At 42.7% G+C, this 17,727-nt stretch carries 19 protein-coding genes; 10 read left to right on the top strand and 9 right to left on the bottom strand.

Translation table 11 applies throughout. From position 1 onward, the window contains the following. Positions 1-28: 28 nt before the first annotated feature. Entirely contained in the window at positions 29-379 is a 351-nt protein-coding gene (locus JGK11_RS19905; RefSeq protein WP_293183995.1) for a DUF433 domain-containing protein, read from the bottom strand. Between the two features lie 159 nt (positions 380-538). Between JGK11_RS19905 and JGK11_RS19900 the strand changes: the two genes are divergently transcribed. The 4 genes from JGK11_RS19900 (at position 539) to JGK11_RS19885 (ending at position 4,645) form a co-directional block, all read left to right on the top strand. Next, a complete protein-coding gene (locus JGK11_RS19900) occupies positions 539-1,198 on the top strand; it encodes a restriction endonuclease subunit R (RefSeq protein WP_293183998.1) in 660 nt (219 codons plus the stop codon). A 121-nt stretch (positions 1,199-1,319) separates the two neighbouring features. Then, a complete protein-coding gene (locus JGK11_RS19895) occupies positions 1,320-2,000 on the top strand; it encodes a VWA domain-containing protein (protein ID WP_293184001.1) in 681 nt (226 codons plus the stop codon). Between the two features lie 254 nt (positions 2,001-2,254). After that, positions 2,255-2,452 (top strand): type II toxin-antitoxin system prevent-host-death family antitoxin, encoded by a 198-nt coding sequence (locus JGK11_RS19890; protein WP_293184004.1) that lies wholly within the window; start codon positions 2,255-2,257, stop codon positions 2,450-2,452. A 21-nt stretch (positions 2,453-2,473) separates the two neighbouring features. Then, positions 2,474-4,645 carry a tetratricopeptide repeat protein gene (locus JGK11_RS19885; protein WP_293184006.1) on the top strand — a complete coding sequence of 724 codons (2,172 nt, stop codon included), beginning with the start codon at positions 2,474-2,476 and terminating at the stop codon, positions 4,643-4,645. A gap of 124 nt (positions 4,646-4,769) precedes the next feature. Here JGK11_RS19885 and JGK11_RS19880 read toward each other — a convergent pair whose 3' ends face one another. Further along, positions 4,770-6,209 carry a type IV secretory system conjugative DNA transfer family protein gene (locus JGK11_RS19880; RefSeq protein WP_293184009.1) on the bottom strand — a complete coding sequence of 480 codons (1,440 nt, stop codon included), beginning with the start codon at positions 6,207-6,209 and terminating at the stop codon, positions 4,770-4,772. A gap of 455 nt (positions 6,210-6,664) precedes the next feature. Next, on the bottom strand, positions 6,665-7,201 hold the full coding sequence (locus tag JGK11_RS19875) for a hypothetical protein (RefSeq protein WP_293184012.1): 537 nt from the start codon (positions 7,199-7,201) through the stop codon (positions 6,665-6,667). A 144-nt stretch (positions 7,202-7,345) separates the two neighbouring features. Here JGK11_RS19875 and JGK11_RS32925 point away from each other — a divergent pair, with 144 nt between their 5' ends. Then, a complete protein-coding gene (locus JGK11_RS32925) occupies positions 7,346-7,504 on the top strand; it encodes a WD40 repeat domain-containing protein (RefSeq protein WP_366053901.1) in 159 nt (52 codons plus the stop codon). 29 nt (positions 7,505-7,533) lie between these two features. On the opposite strand, the gene JGK11_RS19870 is transcribed toward JGK11_RS32925, so the two are convergent. Together JGK11_RS19870 and JGK11_RS19865 are read right to left on the bottom strand one after the other, a co-directional pair. Beyond that, positions 7,534-7,821 carry a colicin immunity domain-containing protein gene (locus JGK11_RS19870; RefSeq protein WP_293184014.1) on the bottom strand — a complete coding sequence of 96 codons (288 nt, stop codon included), beginning with the start codon at positions 7,819-7,821 and terminating at the stop codon, positions 7,534-7,536. A 2-nt stretch (positions 7,822-7,823) separates the two neighbouring features. Further along, positions 7,824-8,138, bottom strand: a complete 315-nt coding sequence (locus JGK11_RS19865; protein ID WP_293184017.1) for a colicin D domain-containing protein — start codon at positions 8,136-8,138, stop codon at positions 7,824-7,826. A 103-nt stretch (positions 8,139-8,241) separates the two neighbouring features. Between JGK11_RS19865 and galT the strand changes: the two genes are divergently transcribed. Continuing rightward, complete coding sequence (gene galT / locus JGK11_RS19860) at positions 8,242-9,264, top strand: galactose-1-phosphate uridylyltransferase (RefSeq protein WP_293212574.1); 1,023 nt, start codon at positions 8,242-8,244, stop codon at positions 9,262-9,264. 160 nt (positions 9,265-9,424) lie between these two features. On the opposite strand, the gene JGK11_RS19855 is transcribed toward galT, so the two are convergent. Together JGK11_RS19855 and JGK11_RS19850 are read right to left on the bottom strand one after the other, a co-directional pair. Then, positions 9,425-9,709, bottom strand: coding sequence for a hypothetical protein (locus tag JGK11_RS19855; protein ID WP_293184022.1), 285 nt, complete (start codon positions 9,707-9,709; stop codon positions 9,425-9,427). A gap of 161 nt (positions 9,710-9,870) precedes the next feature. Continuing rightward, the gene (locus JGK11_RS19850) at positions 9,871-10,842 is read right to left on the bottom strand and encodes an acetamidase/formamidase family protein (RefSeq protein WP_293212572.1); all 972 of its coding nucleotides are present in this window, start codon (positions 10,840-10,842) and stop codon (positions 9,871-9,873) included. 397 nt (positions 10,843-11,239) lie between these two features. On the opposite strand from JGK11_RS19850, the gene JGK11_RS19845 reads away from it, so the two are divergent. The 3 genes from JGK11_RS19845 (at position 11,240) to JGK11_RS19835 (ending at position 15,194) form a co-directional block, all read left to right on the top strand. Next, a complete protein-coding gene (locus tag JGK11_RS19845) occupies positions 11,240-13,024 on the top strand; it encodes a metallophosphoesterase family protein (protein ID WP_293212570.1) in 1,785 nt (594 codons plus the stop codon). Between the two features lie 267 nt (positions 13,025-13,291). After that, positions 13,292-14,539: a DUF262 domain-containing protein gene (locus JGK11_RS19840; protein ID WP_293212568.1), complete on the top strand. Its 1,248-nt coding sequence runs from the start codon at positions 13,292-13,294 to the stop codon at positions 14,537-14,539. Between the two features lie 13 nt (positions 14,540-14,552). Next, positions 14,553-15,194 (top strand): HEPN domain-containing protein, encoded by a 642-nt coding sequence (locus JGK11_RS19835; RefSeq protein ID WP_293212566.1) that lies wholly within the window; start codon positions 14,553-14,555, stop codon positions 15,192-15,194. Between the two features lie 158 nt (positions 15,195-15,352). Here JGK11_RS19835 and JGK11_RS19830 read toward each other — a convergent pair whose 3' ends face one another. Then, complete coding sequence (locus JGK11_RS19830; RefSeq protein ID WP_325315522.1) at positions 15,353-16,477, bottom strand: DUF4336 domain-containing protein; 1,125 nt, start codon at positions 16,475-16,477, stop codon at positions 15,353-15,355. 23 nt (positions 16,478-16,500) lie between these two features. Here JGK11_RS19830 and JGK11_RS19825 point away from each other — a divergent pair, with 23 nt between their 5' ends. After that, complete coding sequence (locus JGK11_RS19825; protein ID WP_293184072.1) at positions 16,501-16,728, top strand: hypothetical protein; 228 nt, start codon at positions 16,501-16,503, stop codon at positions 16,726-16,728. 185 nt (positions 16,729-16,913) lie between these two features. Here the strand turns inward: JGK11_RS19825 and JGK11_RS19820 are convergent, their stop codons facing one another. Continuing rightward, on the bottom strand, positions 16,914-17,714 hold the full coding sequence (locus JGK11_RS19820; protein ID WP_293192518.1) for a Uma2 family endonuclease: 801 nt from the start codon (positions 17,712-17,714) through the stop codon (positions 16,914-16,916). Between the last annotated feature and the right edge of the window lie 13 nt (positions 17,715-17,727).

Here is a 17,727-nt window from a genome sequence, read left to right as displayed (position 1 = left end):
TTACCAATTACCAATCGCCAAATTTTCATCAAACAGATACTGAATTGGCATCAGCCTTTCTCCTTGCATCTCTTTCTGCTTTAAATTTGCGGAGTTTTTCTGTCACTGGAGAAGGGTTGCAACGTTGTTCTTCTTGCATTCTCTCGCCCCATTCCAACCATTCGGTTATGTACTTACCGACTGCTTCTTTGTTGTGCAGGTAGTACAAAATTGTCGCATAAACTTGTTCGAGGGTGAGGGATGTATAAATATTAGCAATTTCTTCGGGAGTTCGAGCGCGAAACAGGTATTCGTAAAGAATAGTTTCGATGCCGATTCGAGAACCTTTGAGCCGAATATCATCTGGTCTTAGGAAGTTGAAGTAGTCTTCTAGTTGCATAACTTGGTGGCTAGGATAACGGTTGATAATATTATATCAGTTGAACAGAAAATGTTTTAGTTGTTTTTTGACGTTAATAAAAATAAATAAAACAGGCTTCACTCCTCTGGGAATGCCCTTATAATATAGTTGAATGGAAGAGTCGATCGCACAAAAACCATGACCCAAAATTTAGAAGCAAGCCAACTTTCGTTAAATGACGTTCGTCGCCTTCTCAAGCTGGAAAGACAAACAGAAGGCTCTTTTACTGATTTTTTCTCTCTGGAACCTCTGACAGATTTTGAACAGCAGGAATTATTGCAAATCAGAAATGTCTTTTGGCGTCATCTAGAAGCAAGGAAAATTTCTGCAAAAATGGTGAAATTTTTAGTGCTTTCACCTTTGATGAGATTAGCAGGATTTTTTGATATTCCGATCGTGCTGACAATGGAAGATAGCATACCGATCGAGGTTGAGGATGGGGATACTTTAATTAAGGGGCGGTTGGATATTTTAGCCGTAAATCAGCCGGATGCGGAGATAGGGGCGGCACAGTTTTGGATTTTGGTGGTGGAGGCGAAAAATAGTGCGATCGCCCCTTTAGCCGGTTTGCCACAATTGCTGACTTATACTTATAAAAGTTTGCAACAGCAATCGTCTGTTTGGGGATTGACAACGAATGGGGAAAGTTATCGGTTTGTGCGGGTGACGCGGGGGAATCCTTGCACTTATCAAATTTTACCAGAATTGAATTTGATTGATACAGAGCGATCGCTCTTGTTGGCGCAAGTCTTGAAAGCGATTTGCAAGTTGCAGAATGTGCAGTTGCAGTTGGCATGATGGTTTGGGACAGAACCGTTTTGACAGATTTTGGCAACTGAAGTCTTGTTTACTGACACCTGGGAAGTGTAGCTTGATATATAATATTCTGTAATATGATATTTACCCTTATCCTAAAACCATGTCTGAATCCCGAAGACTTCTTGAGGACGACGCCGTAGGATTGGCAGACAATCCAGAGCCGCGCTGTCCCTGTATCCTGTTGCTAGACGTTTCCGGCTCTATGAGCGGCGCACCCATTAAAGCCTTAAATGATGGATTACGCATCTTCAGAGACGAGCTGAATAAAGATGACTTAACCAAGAAGCGCGTTGAAGTAGCGATTGTTACCTTTGAGAGTGAGGTAAAGGTGGTTCAGGATTTTGTAACTGCCGATAACTTTGAGCCACCAACCCTAAAAGTAGGAGGAGCCACCTACATGGGAGAGGGAATTAATAAAGCTTTAGACATTCTTCAAGCGCGAAAAGCGTCGTATAAGGCAAATGGAATCTTTTATTACCGCCCTTGGGTATTTATGATTACAGATGGTTCACCCAGTGATAATGAAGTTGTCGATCGGGCAGCCCAACGGATTCGGGACGAGGAAATAAATAAAAGAGTTGCTTTCTTTGGTGTGGGTGTGGAAGGGGTTGATATGCCCCGCCTCAGTCAAATTCTAATCGAGCGCACACCTGTGAAGTTACAAGGGTTAAATTTTGCGGAGATGTTCCAATGGCTATCCGTTAGTATGAGCAGAGTATCTCATTCTAAATTAGATGAACAAGTTCCCCTAGAACCGCCTAAAGGATGGGGTTCTGTTTGACGACTTGTCAAGTTGCGTTTAAGTCAAAAGCATCCCATATTTAAAATCTTTTTCAGCGGATGTACAAAGCCGAACTTTATTTTAAATTAAGGAAGATGTTTCGGTAATTCACCGCGTCAAACATCGAAAACTGGACTTAAGCATGGGATTCCAGAAACCAGGTTTTTTACGAAAAAACTTTGTTAGAACATCGTAGACTCAGTAAAAACCCGGTTTCTTTGGTCGGGGTGCGTCCAAAACCGGAGGAAATATCGATGATTCCGTTACATCCTCAGTTTATTACCAAAAACGGTAAAAAAGAATTTGCAGTGATACCTTACGAAGAATTTGCAACACTGCAAGCATTCATTGCTGATATGGAAGATTTGATGGATTTGAGGGCGGCCAAACAGGAAGATGCAGATCGACCTTCTGTGCCGTTAGCAGAAGTAAAAAAAATGTTAGGATTGTAGAGGGTTGTGGTGGGGATTAGTATGCAAGTCAAGCGTCAGTCTAATGGAGAACTGATTGATCTGGGGCCTGAGATAGCTCGTGGTGGTGAAGGGGCAATTCACCCATACCGTCGAGATCCGTCACTGGTGATGAAAATTTATCACGCCGAAAAGCTAAAAGATATTGATAGTGACAAACTCCAACTAATGCTCGCTAACCCCCCTGATGACTCAGTAAAAAAAGATCACGGGTGTGTCTCGATTGCTTGGCCGGTTGATTTACTACTTTCTATCGATGGTAGTGAGCAAATCATGGGCTTCCTTATGCCGCGAGTGCCGATGCAGCAAGTGCGACCCATCCACGATTACTACAGCCCTAAAACTCGCAGTGAGAAAAATCTCGGTTTCAATTATAAATACTTGCACCAGACGGCGCGAAACTTTGCAGCCGCGATGAGTGCTTTACACGCGAAACAGTATGTCATTGGCGATGTGAATGAGTCGAATATCTTGGTTTATGACACAGCGATAGTAACGCTGGTAGATACGGATTCCTTTCAGGTTCGTGATTTCCAACATGGTAAAGTTTATCGCTGTCGGGTGGGGAAACCGGAGTATACACCCCCGGAACTTCAGCGTAAGACATTTGCAGATTATGACCGCACGCCGGAACATGATTTATTTGGGTTAGGGGTGTTAATTTTTCAGTTGTTGATGGAAGGGACGCACCCTTTTGCTGGAGTTTATCAAGGAACTGGGGACCCACCACCAACGGAGAAACGGATTTTAGCAGGGCATTTTCCCCACGGAACCAAGACAGTGCCTTATCGCCCTGCACAAATTGCAGTAAGGTTTGATGTGTTGCATCCGACGCTGCGGCAGTTGTTTGTACGCTGTTTTGAGGATGGGCACAATAACCCCCAAGCGCGGCCTGATGCGCGGACTTGGGTGAAGGCATTAGAAGAAGCAGCAGAAAAAGATTTAGTGAGTTGTAGGGTGAATTCTGAGCATCGGTATGGGGGACATTTGAGGGATTGTCCTTGGTGTGAGAGGAAAAAACGATTAGGACTCGATGCGTTTCCGCCAAGGGCTGGGATACAATCTAATATTCCTGTCCAAATCCCTTTGTGGTCTGCTAGCAAACCTAAACCTGTCAGTTCGCCGGCACCTACTACATACGCGACTCCTGTTCGGCCTACACCTACACCTATATACAATCCTCCGCCTTCGCCGACTCTGGCTGCTACACCTACACCTACACCTACATACAAGACCCCTCCTCTGGCAACTAGAAAATTCTTTGATAAAGCATTGACTTTAGGTGGAATATCTGCGGTTCTTTCTGTCAGTTTTTTTCTATTTTATCCTCACCAAGATCCAGAATTAAAGGATAGACAAAAACACATTACGGATCATATTAAAGCCATTAAGCTTGATTCAAACAGTGCGGATGGTTACAGTAATCGGTGTCTTGTTCGTTATGATTTAGGAGATAAAAATGGAGCAATTGAGGATTGTAATCAAGCCATTAAACTTAATCCTAAATTAGCTGATGCTTACAGCAATCGGGGTCATGTCCGCTACAATTCGGGAGATAAAAATGGAGCCATTGAGGATTTCAATCAAGCGATTAAACTTAATCCTAAATTGGCTATTGCTTACAATAATCGGGGTTGGGCTAGCTATAAATCAGGAGATAAGAAGGGAGCTATTGAGGATTACAATCAAGCGATTAAACTTAATCCTAAATTGGCTATTGCTTACGATAATCGGGGTTGGGCTAGCTATGAATCAGGAGATAAAAAGGGAGCTATTGAGGATTACAATCAAGCGATTAAACTTAATCCTAAATTGGCTAATGCTTACAATAATCGGGGTATTGCTAGATCTGATTTAGGAGATAAAAAAGGAGCCATTGAGGATTATGATCAAGCGATTAAACTTAATTCTAAATTAGCTCAAGCCTACGGAAATCGAGGTATTGCTAGATCTGATTTAGGAGATAAAAAGGGAGCTATTGAGGATTACAATCAAGCGATTAAACTTAATCCTAAATTTGCTAATGCCTACTACAACCGGGGTCTTGCTAGATCTGATTTAGGAGATAAAAACGGAGCCATTGAAGATTACAATCAAGCCGCAGAAATCTATCAGAAAGAGGGGAATACAGAGTGGTATCAAAAATCAGTATATAGCATTAGAAAACTTCAGTAATAGCTAAACTATTGATAATGACAATGGCGACCACGATTATCATGCTATAATTTTAATAGGTTGGGAGAAAGCAATGCTGTTTTAATGCCCTCTATAATACAATCATTCCAGTGATTTTATAAAGCTATATCTTTCTCAAAGCCGTGTCCAACTCAACCATAAAAGGTTTACTGGTAACAGGTGAAGCTAACACAACTGCCGGATAATGCCCCACAGGAGGGTGCATAATTTCTCGATCGCCCAACACAGGAACTTCCACCGTATCAACTCCCGTACCGGAAGAAAACATACTGTCTAATACAACCCCAAAAAAAGACTTACCGCTATCTATATCTCGAAAATCATCAGCCAAAGTCCGTTGCTGATTAATTCTGACTTGCTGTTCACGTCGCTTTCCCATCTGCTTGGACAGATACTCTGCAACCTGTGGAGAAACCCCTTTAGTCGTAATTAAAGTATTGCAGTTACTCAAAATTTCTGCTGTCTTGCGTTCATCTCCAAATTGAGTCACATCTTGGGCCGCCAAACAGATACCAACATTAGCATTACGAGCGACTGCGAGCACTTCTTCGTACTTAATGTGCTCTTTAAGTTGGGGAGCTTCGTCTATGATAAAATTTAGGGGAATTTTCTTAGATGCTTTTCCGGCATTACGATTGTACACATGACCAAAAAGTTGATCGAGCATTAAGCTAGTGAGTTGTGACGATTTTGGATTGCCCATGTAATGACGGATGACTAGCAATGTCGGGCGACTGTCAATATCAGACAGTGCAAAATCACTGCGTTCCGTTACTTGCATTACAGCAGAATCATCAAAGACATTTAAAGCATTTAATAAACCTTGAACAGCTTTTGAGTGTTCTTCAACACTAAATGTAAAAAATGCAGCTAGCTTGATCTGATATTTATGAACTTGAGGATATTGGCGAAATACATTGCGGAGTTCATCTTGAAAGGCAATCAAGCGAAGCAGATGACTCGGTTTTGCGTTATATGAATAGACTATTTTGACAATCGGAATCAAAGCCCGCAACCACATCACATCGCGATCGTAGAAAAACCTGTTTGGATCGCCAGGATTAGGAGGAGATCGTAGTATGCTAGTAATAGCAGATTCTATGCTCCTATCATCTGATAATTGAATCGCATCTAACCAATTCCAAGAATCAGAAGAAGTGGGATCGCCATGATCCCAATACCAAACCCGGCAGCCCAATCTTTTCGCTTCATTACTGAGACGATTGGTGAGGTTGCCAACAACATCTACTGTCACCACGCTGTGCCCATTTTTCATTAACCCGATCGCCCAAGGTACAATCACACCCTCTGTTTTTCCAGCCCCAGTTTTCCCAATAACAGCACAGTGGCGTTTCAGTATATCAGCAGATAAAAACAATTCCTGTCCTTGGCGATTGTTAGGGTGCAAATAACGCCCTAAACTGACCGCACCCTGAGATAATTGTTTCACTTCCTCCTCTTCAGCAACCCCCCGATAATCCATGTAATCTCGATATTTATCTGGACGGGGAGACTTGTCTTTTGGGCCAAGAACTTTAATCATAGAAGTTTGACGATATCAATTGGTTGTTTAGAGTTGAATAGCAGTGAATTTGTGCCGATCAAAGGATACTGGAAGACTTAGGATCGCGAATTAAATAACTTACAGTTTTAATTGTTATTGTGGGATGCCTCGCCGTCCAAAAAGGGCGAGCCCGATACCCCACAAACTTGTGTAAGTTATTTAATTCTCATTCCTTAGCTACAAGCTTTTCGCCCATCGATAAAAAGCGAGGAAAAATTTATCAATAAAATTCATATTCTTCTGCATTTTTCTCTCATGTAATTCGTCCCGTGCTTCGCGTTCTTTAGTTGGAAAGAACTCGCCCCACAATCCCACATTGCTACTGAAGTCTGCGGATAAAAAACTGAAGACAAACATGGCCAGATAGACTATTGCATAAGTCGTAACTATGGAGAGTATCAACCACCACTTACAAAAAATCTTCAAAGTTTCCATTAGAATCTCTCCCGATAAGTATTTCTTTCTCGACTAGGATTTGGTTTGCGTTCCCAAAGATGAGGATTAGTCTGGATATCGTTGATTAAATATCTTGTCAAATTATCCAAAGACCTTTCTTCAGATGTGAATATACCAAGCCTTGTGGCTTCACGTAAATACTCATCTTTTGACGGTATATCAGTGCCTTTCCAGGGCGACATTCGGCGGTTAAACGACGGTTCACAACCAATAATAGCAAGATTTTCTGCCATAATCGGATTGCTACATTCAGCCCAACGCACGGTAACAGTATGTTGGTCAACCAACAAGTAATCCTTCAAAGATTGGTTGTGACTGGATTTGATCTCTTGTCGCAGCCGTGTTGCAATATCTTGTTGAGTAGCTTGTCCCGCATAGAGATTTTGTCGATCCGATTCATCGCGAATTAGATAAATCCCTAATTTTCCTTTGCACCCCCAAGTGTCGATAATATCTAAATTATCCTTGCCGGGTATAAACTTGTATGGTGACGACCAATTACTATTAAATTGCATTTAACCACCTTAGACCTATTAAATTAATTGGTACAGAGTGCTACAGAGGCATAGACAAATTTTCCTGACAAGCTTTGCTATATTTAGCTGCTTCTGCATTTAGTTCTGATAAATAAGTAGCACAAACGATTCCGTTTGTCAAGGATGCAGAACTCGCGGCGACACAGTTATAGTATTTGTTTTAGTCGGGACGGGAAGTTTTTAATAACTGGTTCGCAGGATGGAAAGGTGCGGTTTTGGCCGGTGGAAAGTTTGGATGAGTTGTTAGCGAGGGGGAGGGAATGGCTTGGTGAGAAATTTTAACCACTGATGCAAGCAGATGGTTTTGATTCTTATTTCTCACTTGTTAAAACTGTTGTTAACTTCAGTAACTTATCCAGCGTCTCCTGGGCCGATACTCGCAATTGAACCTCACCAATATCAAATCGAGGGTCTTCAATCAAATCCGGGTCGCTGCAATAAGCATCAACATCGGTAAACAATTTGTCTAAAATCTTAAATTCTCTCCCCGGCTGGAGGTTATTGTCACTCTTAAACAATTGTAGAAACCGCTGTTCAAACTCATCAGCGCTGATTTTACTGCCTGCAAACTCTTCTAATAACTTGATGTACTTATCCATATTTATCCACCTCCAATATCTCCAGTCGCACTTAATTCAGCAATTTGGGCAGAATTCAGTTTCCAGCCGCTAATAAAATTGTCTCCTGCGTCCACTATAACATTTAAATTAGTCGCAGGGTCAAAGTAGTGCTTTACAGGTTGCCTGCGATAAGTACCCTCAATCTCCTGCACTCCCTGTTTCTGGACATGAGTTTGAATAGCTGCCGCAAATGCTGCTGCTGTCTGCAAATTGTAATTGCCTGAAACACCAAAATCGGCAGCGTGTTTGAATTTCTTTTGAATTTGACGCTCTGATACAAGCAGATTTACAGACACATTGAAGTCAAGATTTGTTAAAAAATTACAATTAGCAGTGACATCAGGCAAACTCCTATCTTACCATAAGAAACGGCTCAACCCTGCAACAAAAGGTAAGAAAATGTCTGAACTTAGACAAAATCTAATTACCAGAGATTGGGTAATCATCGCCACCGATCGCGCAAAAAGACCTGACCAATTCGCCAACACAAAAAAAATACCCGCATTCCTACCCTCACACCGCCCAGACTGCCCGTTTTGCGTGGGTAACGAAGAAGATGGCACCTTAGAAACTTGCCGTTTGGGCGATCGCACGGGATGGAAAGTCCGCGCGATTGGCAACAAATATCCCGCCCTGTCGCCGACAGCAGAACGGATCAGGATATCATCGGGAATTCACCGCATGATGTCGGGAATCGGCTTTCACGAAGTAATTGTCGAACACCCGCGACACGATTTGACGACTGCTTTGTTGACCGTTGAAGAAGTAACTGACATACTTTTAGTCTACCGTCACCGCTATTTAGAAATTAGAAAATATCCCCACGTTGAAACAATTGTGATCTTCAAAAATCACGGGGAAAGTGCCGGAACTTCTCTTGAACACCCTCACTCGCAGATAGCAGCGACGCCCGTTGTCCCCAGCCAATTTCGCAGCCGCATCGATGCAGCAGTTCGCTATTTTGATGATACGGGAGAATGTCTATTTTGCAGGACTTTGGAAGATGAATTAGCGGCAGGTGAAAGAGTAATTTTTGAGAGCAAATATTTCGTGGCTTTTATTCCTTACGCTGCACTTTCACCGTTTCATATCTGGGTTTTTCCGCGCCGACATTCATCTTCGTTTGATGATATTACTGATGCGGAAATTACGGATCTGGCTGATACTTTGAAAACTGTACTCGCTCAGCTTTATTACGGATTGAACAATCCAGATTACAACTATAGTATTCGATCGGTACCAACGGCGGAACAAGCAACAAAATACTTCCACTGGTATATCGCCATTATTCCCAGAGTGTCGAAGCAGGCTGGGTTTGAGTTGGGTAGCGGGATGTTTATCAATACTGCTTTACCCGAAGAAAGTGCTGAGTTTTTGCGATCGATCGCAATTCCTATCAACCCTAATTTTCGACCAACCTAAAGTATAAAAAGTTACAATTTATCAAGGAATGTCCGAAGCGAAGACGGGAGACAATTTAATGATTTTCAATCATCGGTTGAAATAGACAATTTAAATCTGCAACAGCTTAATTGACACTCAAAATTTATCAACCTACAAATATTTATTAATATTACCGAACTCACAACAAACTTTCGACATACTGCCAACAGTCATCGCTAAAATTAGCTTTCAATATATCTCTAATTTTAGCATCGAGCGACAATCTCGCCTCGCCAGACTCAGCACTCTCGGCGATTTCGCAACTCTCATCAGATAAATTTTCTTGGAGGTGGGCGAGAGTATTGGCAAAATTAGCCAGAAAATAATGTTCATCCACCCACGCTGTCGGATCTGGGATGGCTGGACTTCCAAAAGCCCGATCGACTAAATCTTGTTTTGCAGAATCGTCAGTCTGGTTTTTCATGGAACCCATTTAGATAGAATTTGCAACCTATCCTAATCTTAAGCTAAATTTTGAACGCTGGTGCGATCGCGATCGACGAACCGCAGTGATAAATTTGGGTAATTTGTGCGATCGCGATCGAGGTTGTTTTGGCGATCGGCTGTTATCATACCACATCACGGCTAGCGATCGATAATTTGCACATTGGGCAAAATCGACTTAGGTATCATTCCGTGAACTCCTTTGCGGGGATTATTGACAGCCTGAGTAATCCGAAAATTGGCGGCGAGGGAACAGAAAACATAGGCATCTTCTTCTTGAAAACCTGCATATTTTTGTAGCCAATTAACAGTCTGTTTTACCGCCATATCAAACGCATCATCTAATGTTTGACCAAAACCCATAACTACAATATGAGTAGGAGTTTCCGCAAACGGAAATATATAAAATAAATCCTTACGCAAGATGATTTGAATAGTCCCATTCATCGAAGTTTCAATCGCCGTACCATTAACTTCGCCATCTCCCTGTGCCGAATGTCCGTCGCCGATTGACAGCAAACCGCCACGCACCGCAATAGGTAAAAATAACCGCGTTCCTGCTTGCAATTCCTGATTGTCCATATTGCCGCCGTAGCGTTGTGGAGGAATAGAAGAACGGTTGATTTCAAAATCTGCAACACCGATAATTCCGAAGAATGGATGCAGCGGAATCTGGACGCCGCTATTTGCCGGAAATTCCGCAATCTTTTGTTCTAAATCTAGGGGAATAAACCGCAATTTAGGGTCAGGAAAATATTCAGGTAAAACTCCCCAACCAGCGCGAATTGCATTGAATCCTACTGGTAAACTTGGGTAAACTTCCTCGATGTGAATTTCTAAAACGTCTCCGGGTTCAGCCTCATTAACATAAATCGGGCCTGTTAGCAAGTGCGGGCCCGGGCCGACTTTGCGGTTGTCAGGTAAATTCTGACAGATATCTAAAAATTCCGGCGTCAAAAATTCCGGCGGGGCCTTGTCAGCAACATAATATCCTGAATAGGTTTCGATATCGATGCGATCGCCCGAATCGACAGTTAAAGCAGGTTCTAGCTTGGGAGAGAAACCGCCTAAGTGTACGGTTTTGCAGTTAGCCTTGAGAAGGTGGTGAGTCATTCGATTTTAGATTTTAGATTGGGGGGATTGGGGATTGGGGGATTTTGTAATTGTTAATGAATTGGTGAATACCTCATCTTTCCGAGAACCGCTATATTTGAGATTAATAGTTGAGGTTTGTGGGGTGCATCTCATGTTTGGCAAATATATGTGTAGGGGCGAAGCATGACCGCATTCAATATGAGATTATAACTAATAACTTATCTGCGGTCATGCTTCGCCCTCTTCAAAAGTCAGATGCACCCGGTTTGTGATATCTGAGATATTCTCAGAATTTCTTAACTTTTTGATAACTTTGGTAGTCTAAAATTCAAACCGGGGGCGGGTTTATATATATTGGGGTTGGGAGTTATATTTTACTGTTGAACTTTCCCCTAGAGACTACTGACAATAACTTATGTTAACACCATTGCCCGATAAATTAGAAATACCCCAAGGTTCTTCTCGCAACCTGTGGTTTTTTGCTGTTTTGATTTTGATTGTCCTATTCCTAGGTTTGATTATGCAATCTTTCCTCAACAAACCAAAACTTTTAACCGATCCGTTTCTGCAACTTCCAACAACTAACTCGGTGCGAGTTGTTTGGTTTACCGAATTTTCCGGGACTCGGAACATTGTTGCTTACGGCGAAAACTTGAGTAAAATTGCGACTGCAAATACTACCAAGCTAAGCCGGGTTCGGGAAGACAAAGACTCGCACATCTCCGATGAAATGAAACAGGGCATAATTGATAACAATCCAATTGTCCGCCACATCTGGCGCCACGAAGCAGAAATTACTAATTTAATGCCCGGTGTTCGCATTCCTTATCTAGTGACTAGCGAAACGAAAGATGGTGAATCTGTTAGCAGCAAAGTTTTCAGCCTTTCTCCGACACCAGCAGCGGGAATTGGGCTAAAAATCCTATTTACTTCCGATCATCAATTGATGCCGATGACAGCGGCTAATCTCCAGAAAGTAGCACAAACAATTGATAAAGTTGATGCAGTTTTCATGGCTGGTGATTTAATTAATATAGCCGATCGCGCTTCCGAATGGTTCGACGACGACCGAGGCCGCGCTTTTTTCCCCGGTTTGCAAGGCCGCGCCTTCTCCGAAATCGACCAAAAGGGCATCAAAACCGTGTACAGCGGTGGCGAACTGATCCAACACGCGCCTATATTTCCGACGATTGGGAACCATGAGATTATGGGTAGGTTTTCAACTAGCAGCAGTCTCAACGACCAGTTTAATGACCCTTTTCCCCGCGCTGCTGTGGAAAAAATATATCCATACCTCACTCAGAAATATGGGATGAAAGATAAAGATGTTTTGTTAAAAAACAATAGTTTTAATAGTGATACTTACAACGAGATTTTCAGTTTACCTAGTGACAAAAATTATTATGCTGTGACGTTTGGAGACGTGCGGTTAGTGACTTTGTATGTTACGAATATCTGGCGGACTCCCAATTTAGATCCGGGGGCGAGAGGCAGGTATCGGGAACGGGACGAAGATTTTGATCGTCCCGAAAAATGGGGATACGGACAGCATATTTTTGAGCCAATTGCCAAAGGTAGCGCTCAATATTCTTGGTTGGAACAAGAGTTATATAGTGCGAAATTTCAGCAAGCTAAATATAAAATTGTGATGTTTCACCATCCACCGCATTCTCTGGGTGACAATATTGTACCTGCTTATACTGACCCTGTGCAAATAGTCGATCGCACTTTGGACGGCGAGATTAAGATGGTGCGTTATGAATATCCGAAACAGCAAGATTATCTGATTCGGGATGTGATGCCGCTGCTAGAAACGGCGGGCGTGCAGTTAGTTTTGTACGGACATTCGCATTTGTGGAATCGGTTTGTGAGTACCAGCGGAATGCACTTTTTAGAGACTTCTAATGTGGGCAACAGTTACGGGGCGTTTGCGGGGAGAAAGCGCCGATTTGTGCCGCCTGGATATCGGGAGGATTACAGCGCGATTGGAGATCCGAACGGATTGGAACCTGTGATGCCAACAGTTGCACCTTTGTTGGGGAAAGATGGGCTGGCATTGCCGTATATTGATAGCAATGATATTACGGCTTTTAGTGTATTTGATACGGGGAATGGTACGGTTAGTAGCTATTATTTTGATACGCGGAAACCGGACTCGGAAGTGGTTAAGTTTGATGAGTTTAAGTTAAAAAAATCGTGATTTAGTGCAGTCAGCTTTGTAGTGAGGACTTCAGTCCTCAGTATTCGTAGGGTGCGTCGCTATCCCTCATCCCCAAATAAAAATGAAAAATCTAACAGCGACGCACCAATAGACAATAGTTTAATACGCTGTGGAAGTTCCAAAATTGATGAGTTGGGAAGAAAACTCTCTCGCTCTCGGTCGAGAGTCAACTTCAGTCTTTTGACTTCTGCTATACTTAGGTAATACATAGTCTATCGAAATTAAACTCACAAGTAGAGTAAAGTCATGCCCAAACAAAAACTCTTGGAAAAACCAGAAGAAGTAATCTTTGATAAAGAAGATGAATATTTAGATGATGAGCTGGAATCTAATGAAAAGCCACAATCGATATTAAAAGAAATTTCAGAAATCATTGTAGGTAGCACTGATTGGACAACAACCAGCATCCTCGATCTAATTATGCGGGAAAACATTCAACTCAATCCAAGATTTCAAAGACGAGATGCTTGGGATATAACTCGCAAAAGTAGGTTTATCGAATCAATTTTTCTAGGATTTCCCATTCCAGAAATAGTTTTAGCTTCTCCTGAAAAGAGGCGCGGAAATTTTATAGTTCTTGATGGCAAGCAACGCTTGCTTGCCATCCTGCAATTTTATGGAATGAGCGAAACTCCTAATGATAGTTTTGCTTTGGTAAACTTAGAATTTAGACCCGATCTCAATGGTTATACCTATAAGGATATAAAAAACGATGTTGTGTTGAGTCCCGTACTTAATGTACTCGACACTCAAACTATTCGGACTACATTGATTAGAAACTGGCGTACAGAAAGTTTACTATACAAAGTTTTTTTACGCCTGAATTTAGAGAATACTCCGCTATCTCCCCAAGAATTGAGGCAAGCATTGCATCCCGGAGATTTTGTCAATTTTTTAGACGACGCATCAATTAAAAATCAGGCTTTAAGAACAATACTTAAATCAAAAAATCCCGATCCTCGGATGCGCGATGTCGAATTGTTGCTGCGGTATGTAGCCTTATATTATTTTTTATCCGATTATCGCGGGAATCTTAAAAAATTCCTGGACATGACCTGCGAAAAACTCAACAATGATTGGGACGAACGAAAAATCGAGATCGAAGATACAGTTAGCGAATTTGAGAACGCGGTGCAAATAACCATTGCAATATTTGGAGAAGAAAATATATTTCGCGTATGGTCTAACACTTCTAATACTTACCGCAAAAAAATGAATCGAGCTATTTTAGATGTAATGGTTTTTTATTTTTCATATCCCGAGATAGGACAAGCTGCTAAGAATAATAAGGAGCGAGTAGAAAATGCTTTTAAAGAGTTATGTTCGTCCCCTGATAGCGAATTCAGAGACGCTGTTGAGAAAAGAACAACTAGCATTCGCGAAACTCATACTCGTCTCTCACTGTGGGGCAAAACTTTGCGAAAGGTTTTAAATTTAGAGTTTTATGTCCCCGAACTCGCAGATAACCGCATTATCTTTAACGGGTTGTGGTAAGTTCTTAAGCAGTATGCCAAAATCCGTCAGATTTCGTACTCTAACTAAGGAGTTGAATAGGTTAAAAAAACAATTCATTCCTAAGATTAAGCCCGGACATTTTTATTCCCCCAGACAGTTAGCCTTAACTCTTGCCTACAGAGTTTTAGCTCATGCCGAAATTGAAGCTTATCTAGAGGATAGAGTTTGGGAAGCAGCCCTTAATGCTAAAAATAATTGGGACAGTCAGGGTAAGACTTGCTGTACTTTGATATGTTTGCTTGCCTTTTCCGGTCAAATGATGGAATTACCACCAGATACACTAAGTCCAACAAAGCCAGCTAAAAAAATACCGGATGAGAAAATCAAAATCAACAAAAAGATAGATTTAGCTATTAATAGTTTTAAGCGAATCATTGACCAGAATCATGGAATAAAAGAAGCTAATATTCTGTCGTTGCTTTTGCCAATAGGAATCAATCCCGAGAATCTAAATATTTTTTGGCTGGCTACTATGAATACCTTTGGGGAAGACAGAGGTGTTGCAGTCCATACTTCAGCTACATCCCCAACAACTATTAGAGTTCTCAATCCCATAAATGAATTGCAGAGGGTAGAGCAAATTATTCAAGAACTTTTGAAGGTGGATGAGTTGATTAATGATTTAATGAGATAAATGAATAAATTTCCAGTAATTGTTAAGGGTTTTATCTTGGCGATGGGCTTCTAGCCGGAACGGGCAAGATGCCCGTTCCACAATAGTTGAATTTTTGAGTGCAACAGGCATCTTGTTTGTGCTCAAACAGCTTATTCAGAATTGTCAAAAATATCAGATTAAACCTTCTCTTTTGCAGGCGGAACTAAACCAGTTTTATTCAAACCAGCATCAATATCCCTCAGCAATTTAAAATCATCTTCCGGTAAAGAATTAACAACCGAATGTTTTTCCAGAAATGAGAATGCTTGGCGAAATTCGCGGGGCTTGCAGTCGATCGCGGGATCGAAGTGACAAGGTACAATCCGATCAAAGTCCCAACTCGCGACTTTATCCACCCAATCGAGAGTTTCCCTCGGCGCGCGGTTGAGAATCAGAGTCTGCAACACCGGCGCCACCAACAACCGCCCTCCTCCCCGCAAAGCCTCGAACGATCGCACCCAATCAGTTTGCCACTTAAACGGATACAATCCAAAATAAGCTTTTCTCGATCGCTCTGGCGCTTTCAGGGCGCTGGCTAACACCCCCGACCACGGCGGCACCTCCAACACGCTAGGGCGAAAATACATCGCAAATAAGGCGATTCTCTGCCACCCTTTGCATCGATTTTCCTGGGTGTCTGCCACCACATCCAAAGCGGTGTCTTTGGCGTGAAATAGCAGCGGGTACGAGTCGAGTTGGAGAATCGCGGGCGGGTTTTCGGGAATCGAAACCACAGAATCTGTTAACATTAGCGTGCGCGATTCCCTGTGAAATAACGCAACTTCCGCAAAAAAGCCTAAACCGAGGTTCAGCGGGCCCAGGATTGCCCAATCAAATTCATCTGCAAGGGGCGTGTTGCTGCTATCCAAAGGCAGTACAGAGGTGCGTTTACCGGGCAAACCCAGCCAACTCAGCGGCAAATTTAGCGGAAAACTCCATTGCTTGGGAGTGACAAACACCTGCGCTTCGGGAAAACACCTCGCAAAGGGGCCGACAAATACCTTATGTTCGATGCCCGAAACCGTTGTCAGCAGGATATACTTAACCTCGCCATGTTCTGCGACTAACTCGTTTAGCAAGCGGATGCACTCAGGAGTCGGCGCGACGGGGGCGTAGACGAGAAGGCCTTCGGATTCGAGTTTGATGACTGTCATCCGAATCGGCACAATGACGTAGAAAATGCCTTGTAGTTGGTCAAAAGTCCAGATTTTGTCCTTGACTATTTCCTTGCGGATTGTCCGTCGCCTGCTGTAGGGATACATTGGAACAATTGGCCAAAAGGGCCATGAATAGTCTCGATTGTCAATCTGTGCTGATGTTGGTGTGCTTTCCCCGTCTGTCACTGGTGCGACTCCTTGCCGATTTTTTGTACGTGCGTGCGATCGAACTTTTGTTATTTTATTTCAATCTTGTTGCACGGATGCGAGGAGTTGAAAAGCGGTTATGGGCGATTAAGATCCCGATAGCTGCGCCGCGCCTGCTTTTGGAATACTCAAACAGGACTTACGGATGACTAGAAGCCCGGTTTCTCAGAAAATTTGCGTTTATTAAGCTGTTCTGCATTTAAATTGCATCTCAAAAAAATCAGACAATGAGTGGGGTGGGCGTCCCGCCCGCCCTGAATATACAATTTAAATGTGCGACAGCTTACGATAAATATACCAAGAAACGGTTTCACCAGGGCTGAGTGCGGGACTATTAAACCAACTGTTCAGGATCGATACCTAATTCCCGCAACCGCGCCGCTAGCCTTTCCTCTCGCTGTTGAGATTCTATCAGTTGCTGTTGATATTCTATCAGTTGCCGTTCCGCAGCAGTTGCCCTTTCACTCGGACTCAAAATCAACCCTCCTTCGGCCGTAAACCACCGCAACCACAAACGATTCATACTCTTATAAGTGCCTTGCCACCACCCTAAACTCAACTGCAACTCAGGAATAAATAACCGCCCATCCATTAATTCTGCCGGTTCATAATGGCCACCTACAAGATGAAAAGCTTGCAATTCATCCGTGTAGCGACTGAACACAAAATAGTAAGGAATCCGCAAAATTTGTTCGTAAACTTGCCACTTAGTCGGCGGTTCCCCAGCTTGCTGAACAGTCCGGCCCAAATCTTCATCCTCAGTTCCCGGCGATAGCAATTCCACCACCACAAACGGATTTACCCGTTCTTGCCAAACTACATAACTCAAACGCATATCGCGCCCTTGATAAAGCCTGGGCACACCCACCGCAGCAAACCAATCCGGGCGTTTATGCCAGCGCGGCTGTGTTGCATCGTAATACAAATTTAGGTCGCTGGCTGTAAATACTTGCTCCGCATCCCATCCAGGTGGCAAAAACGTGAATTCCAAGAGTTGCGGCTGATCTAAATGAAATGTATCAGGCAAACCGGGATCCTTTGGGTCTTCGCTAGGTAAATCATACATTGTTGGCAAACTCTGCCGGGGGTCTAGAGGCGGTTCAGCTTGAGCAGGCGGGTAAGTCGGGAATGTCATAATGAATTCTGAG

Source organism: Microcoleus sp. PH2017_34_RAT_O_A (genome assembly GCF_020737885.1).
In the GTDB taxonomy this organism is placed as follows: Bacteria; Cyanobacteriota; Cyanobacteriia; order Cyanobacteriales; family Microcoleaceae; genus Microcoleus.
Note: the sequence above shows the minus strand (reverse complement) of the source record. Positions and strands in the feature narration are given on the sequence as shown.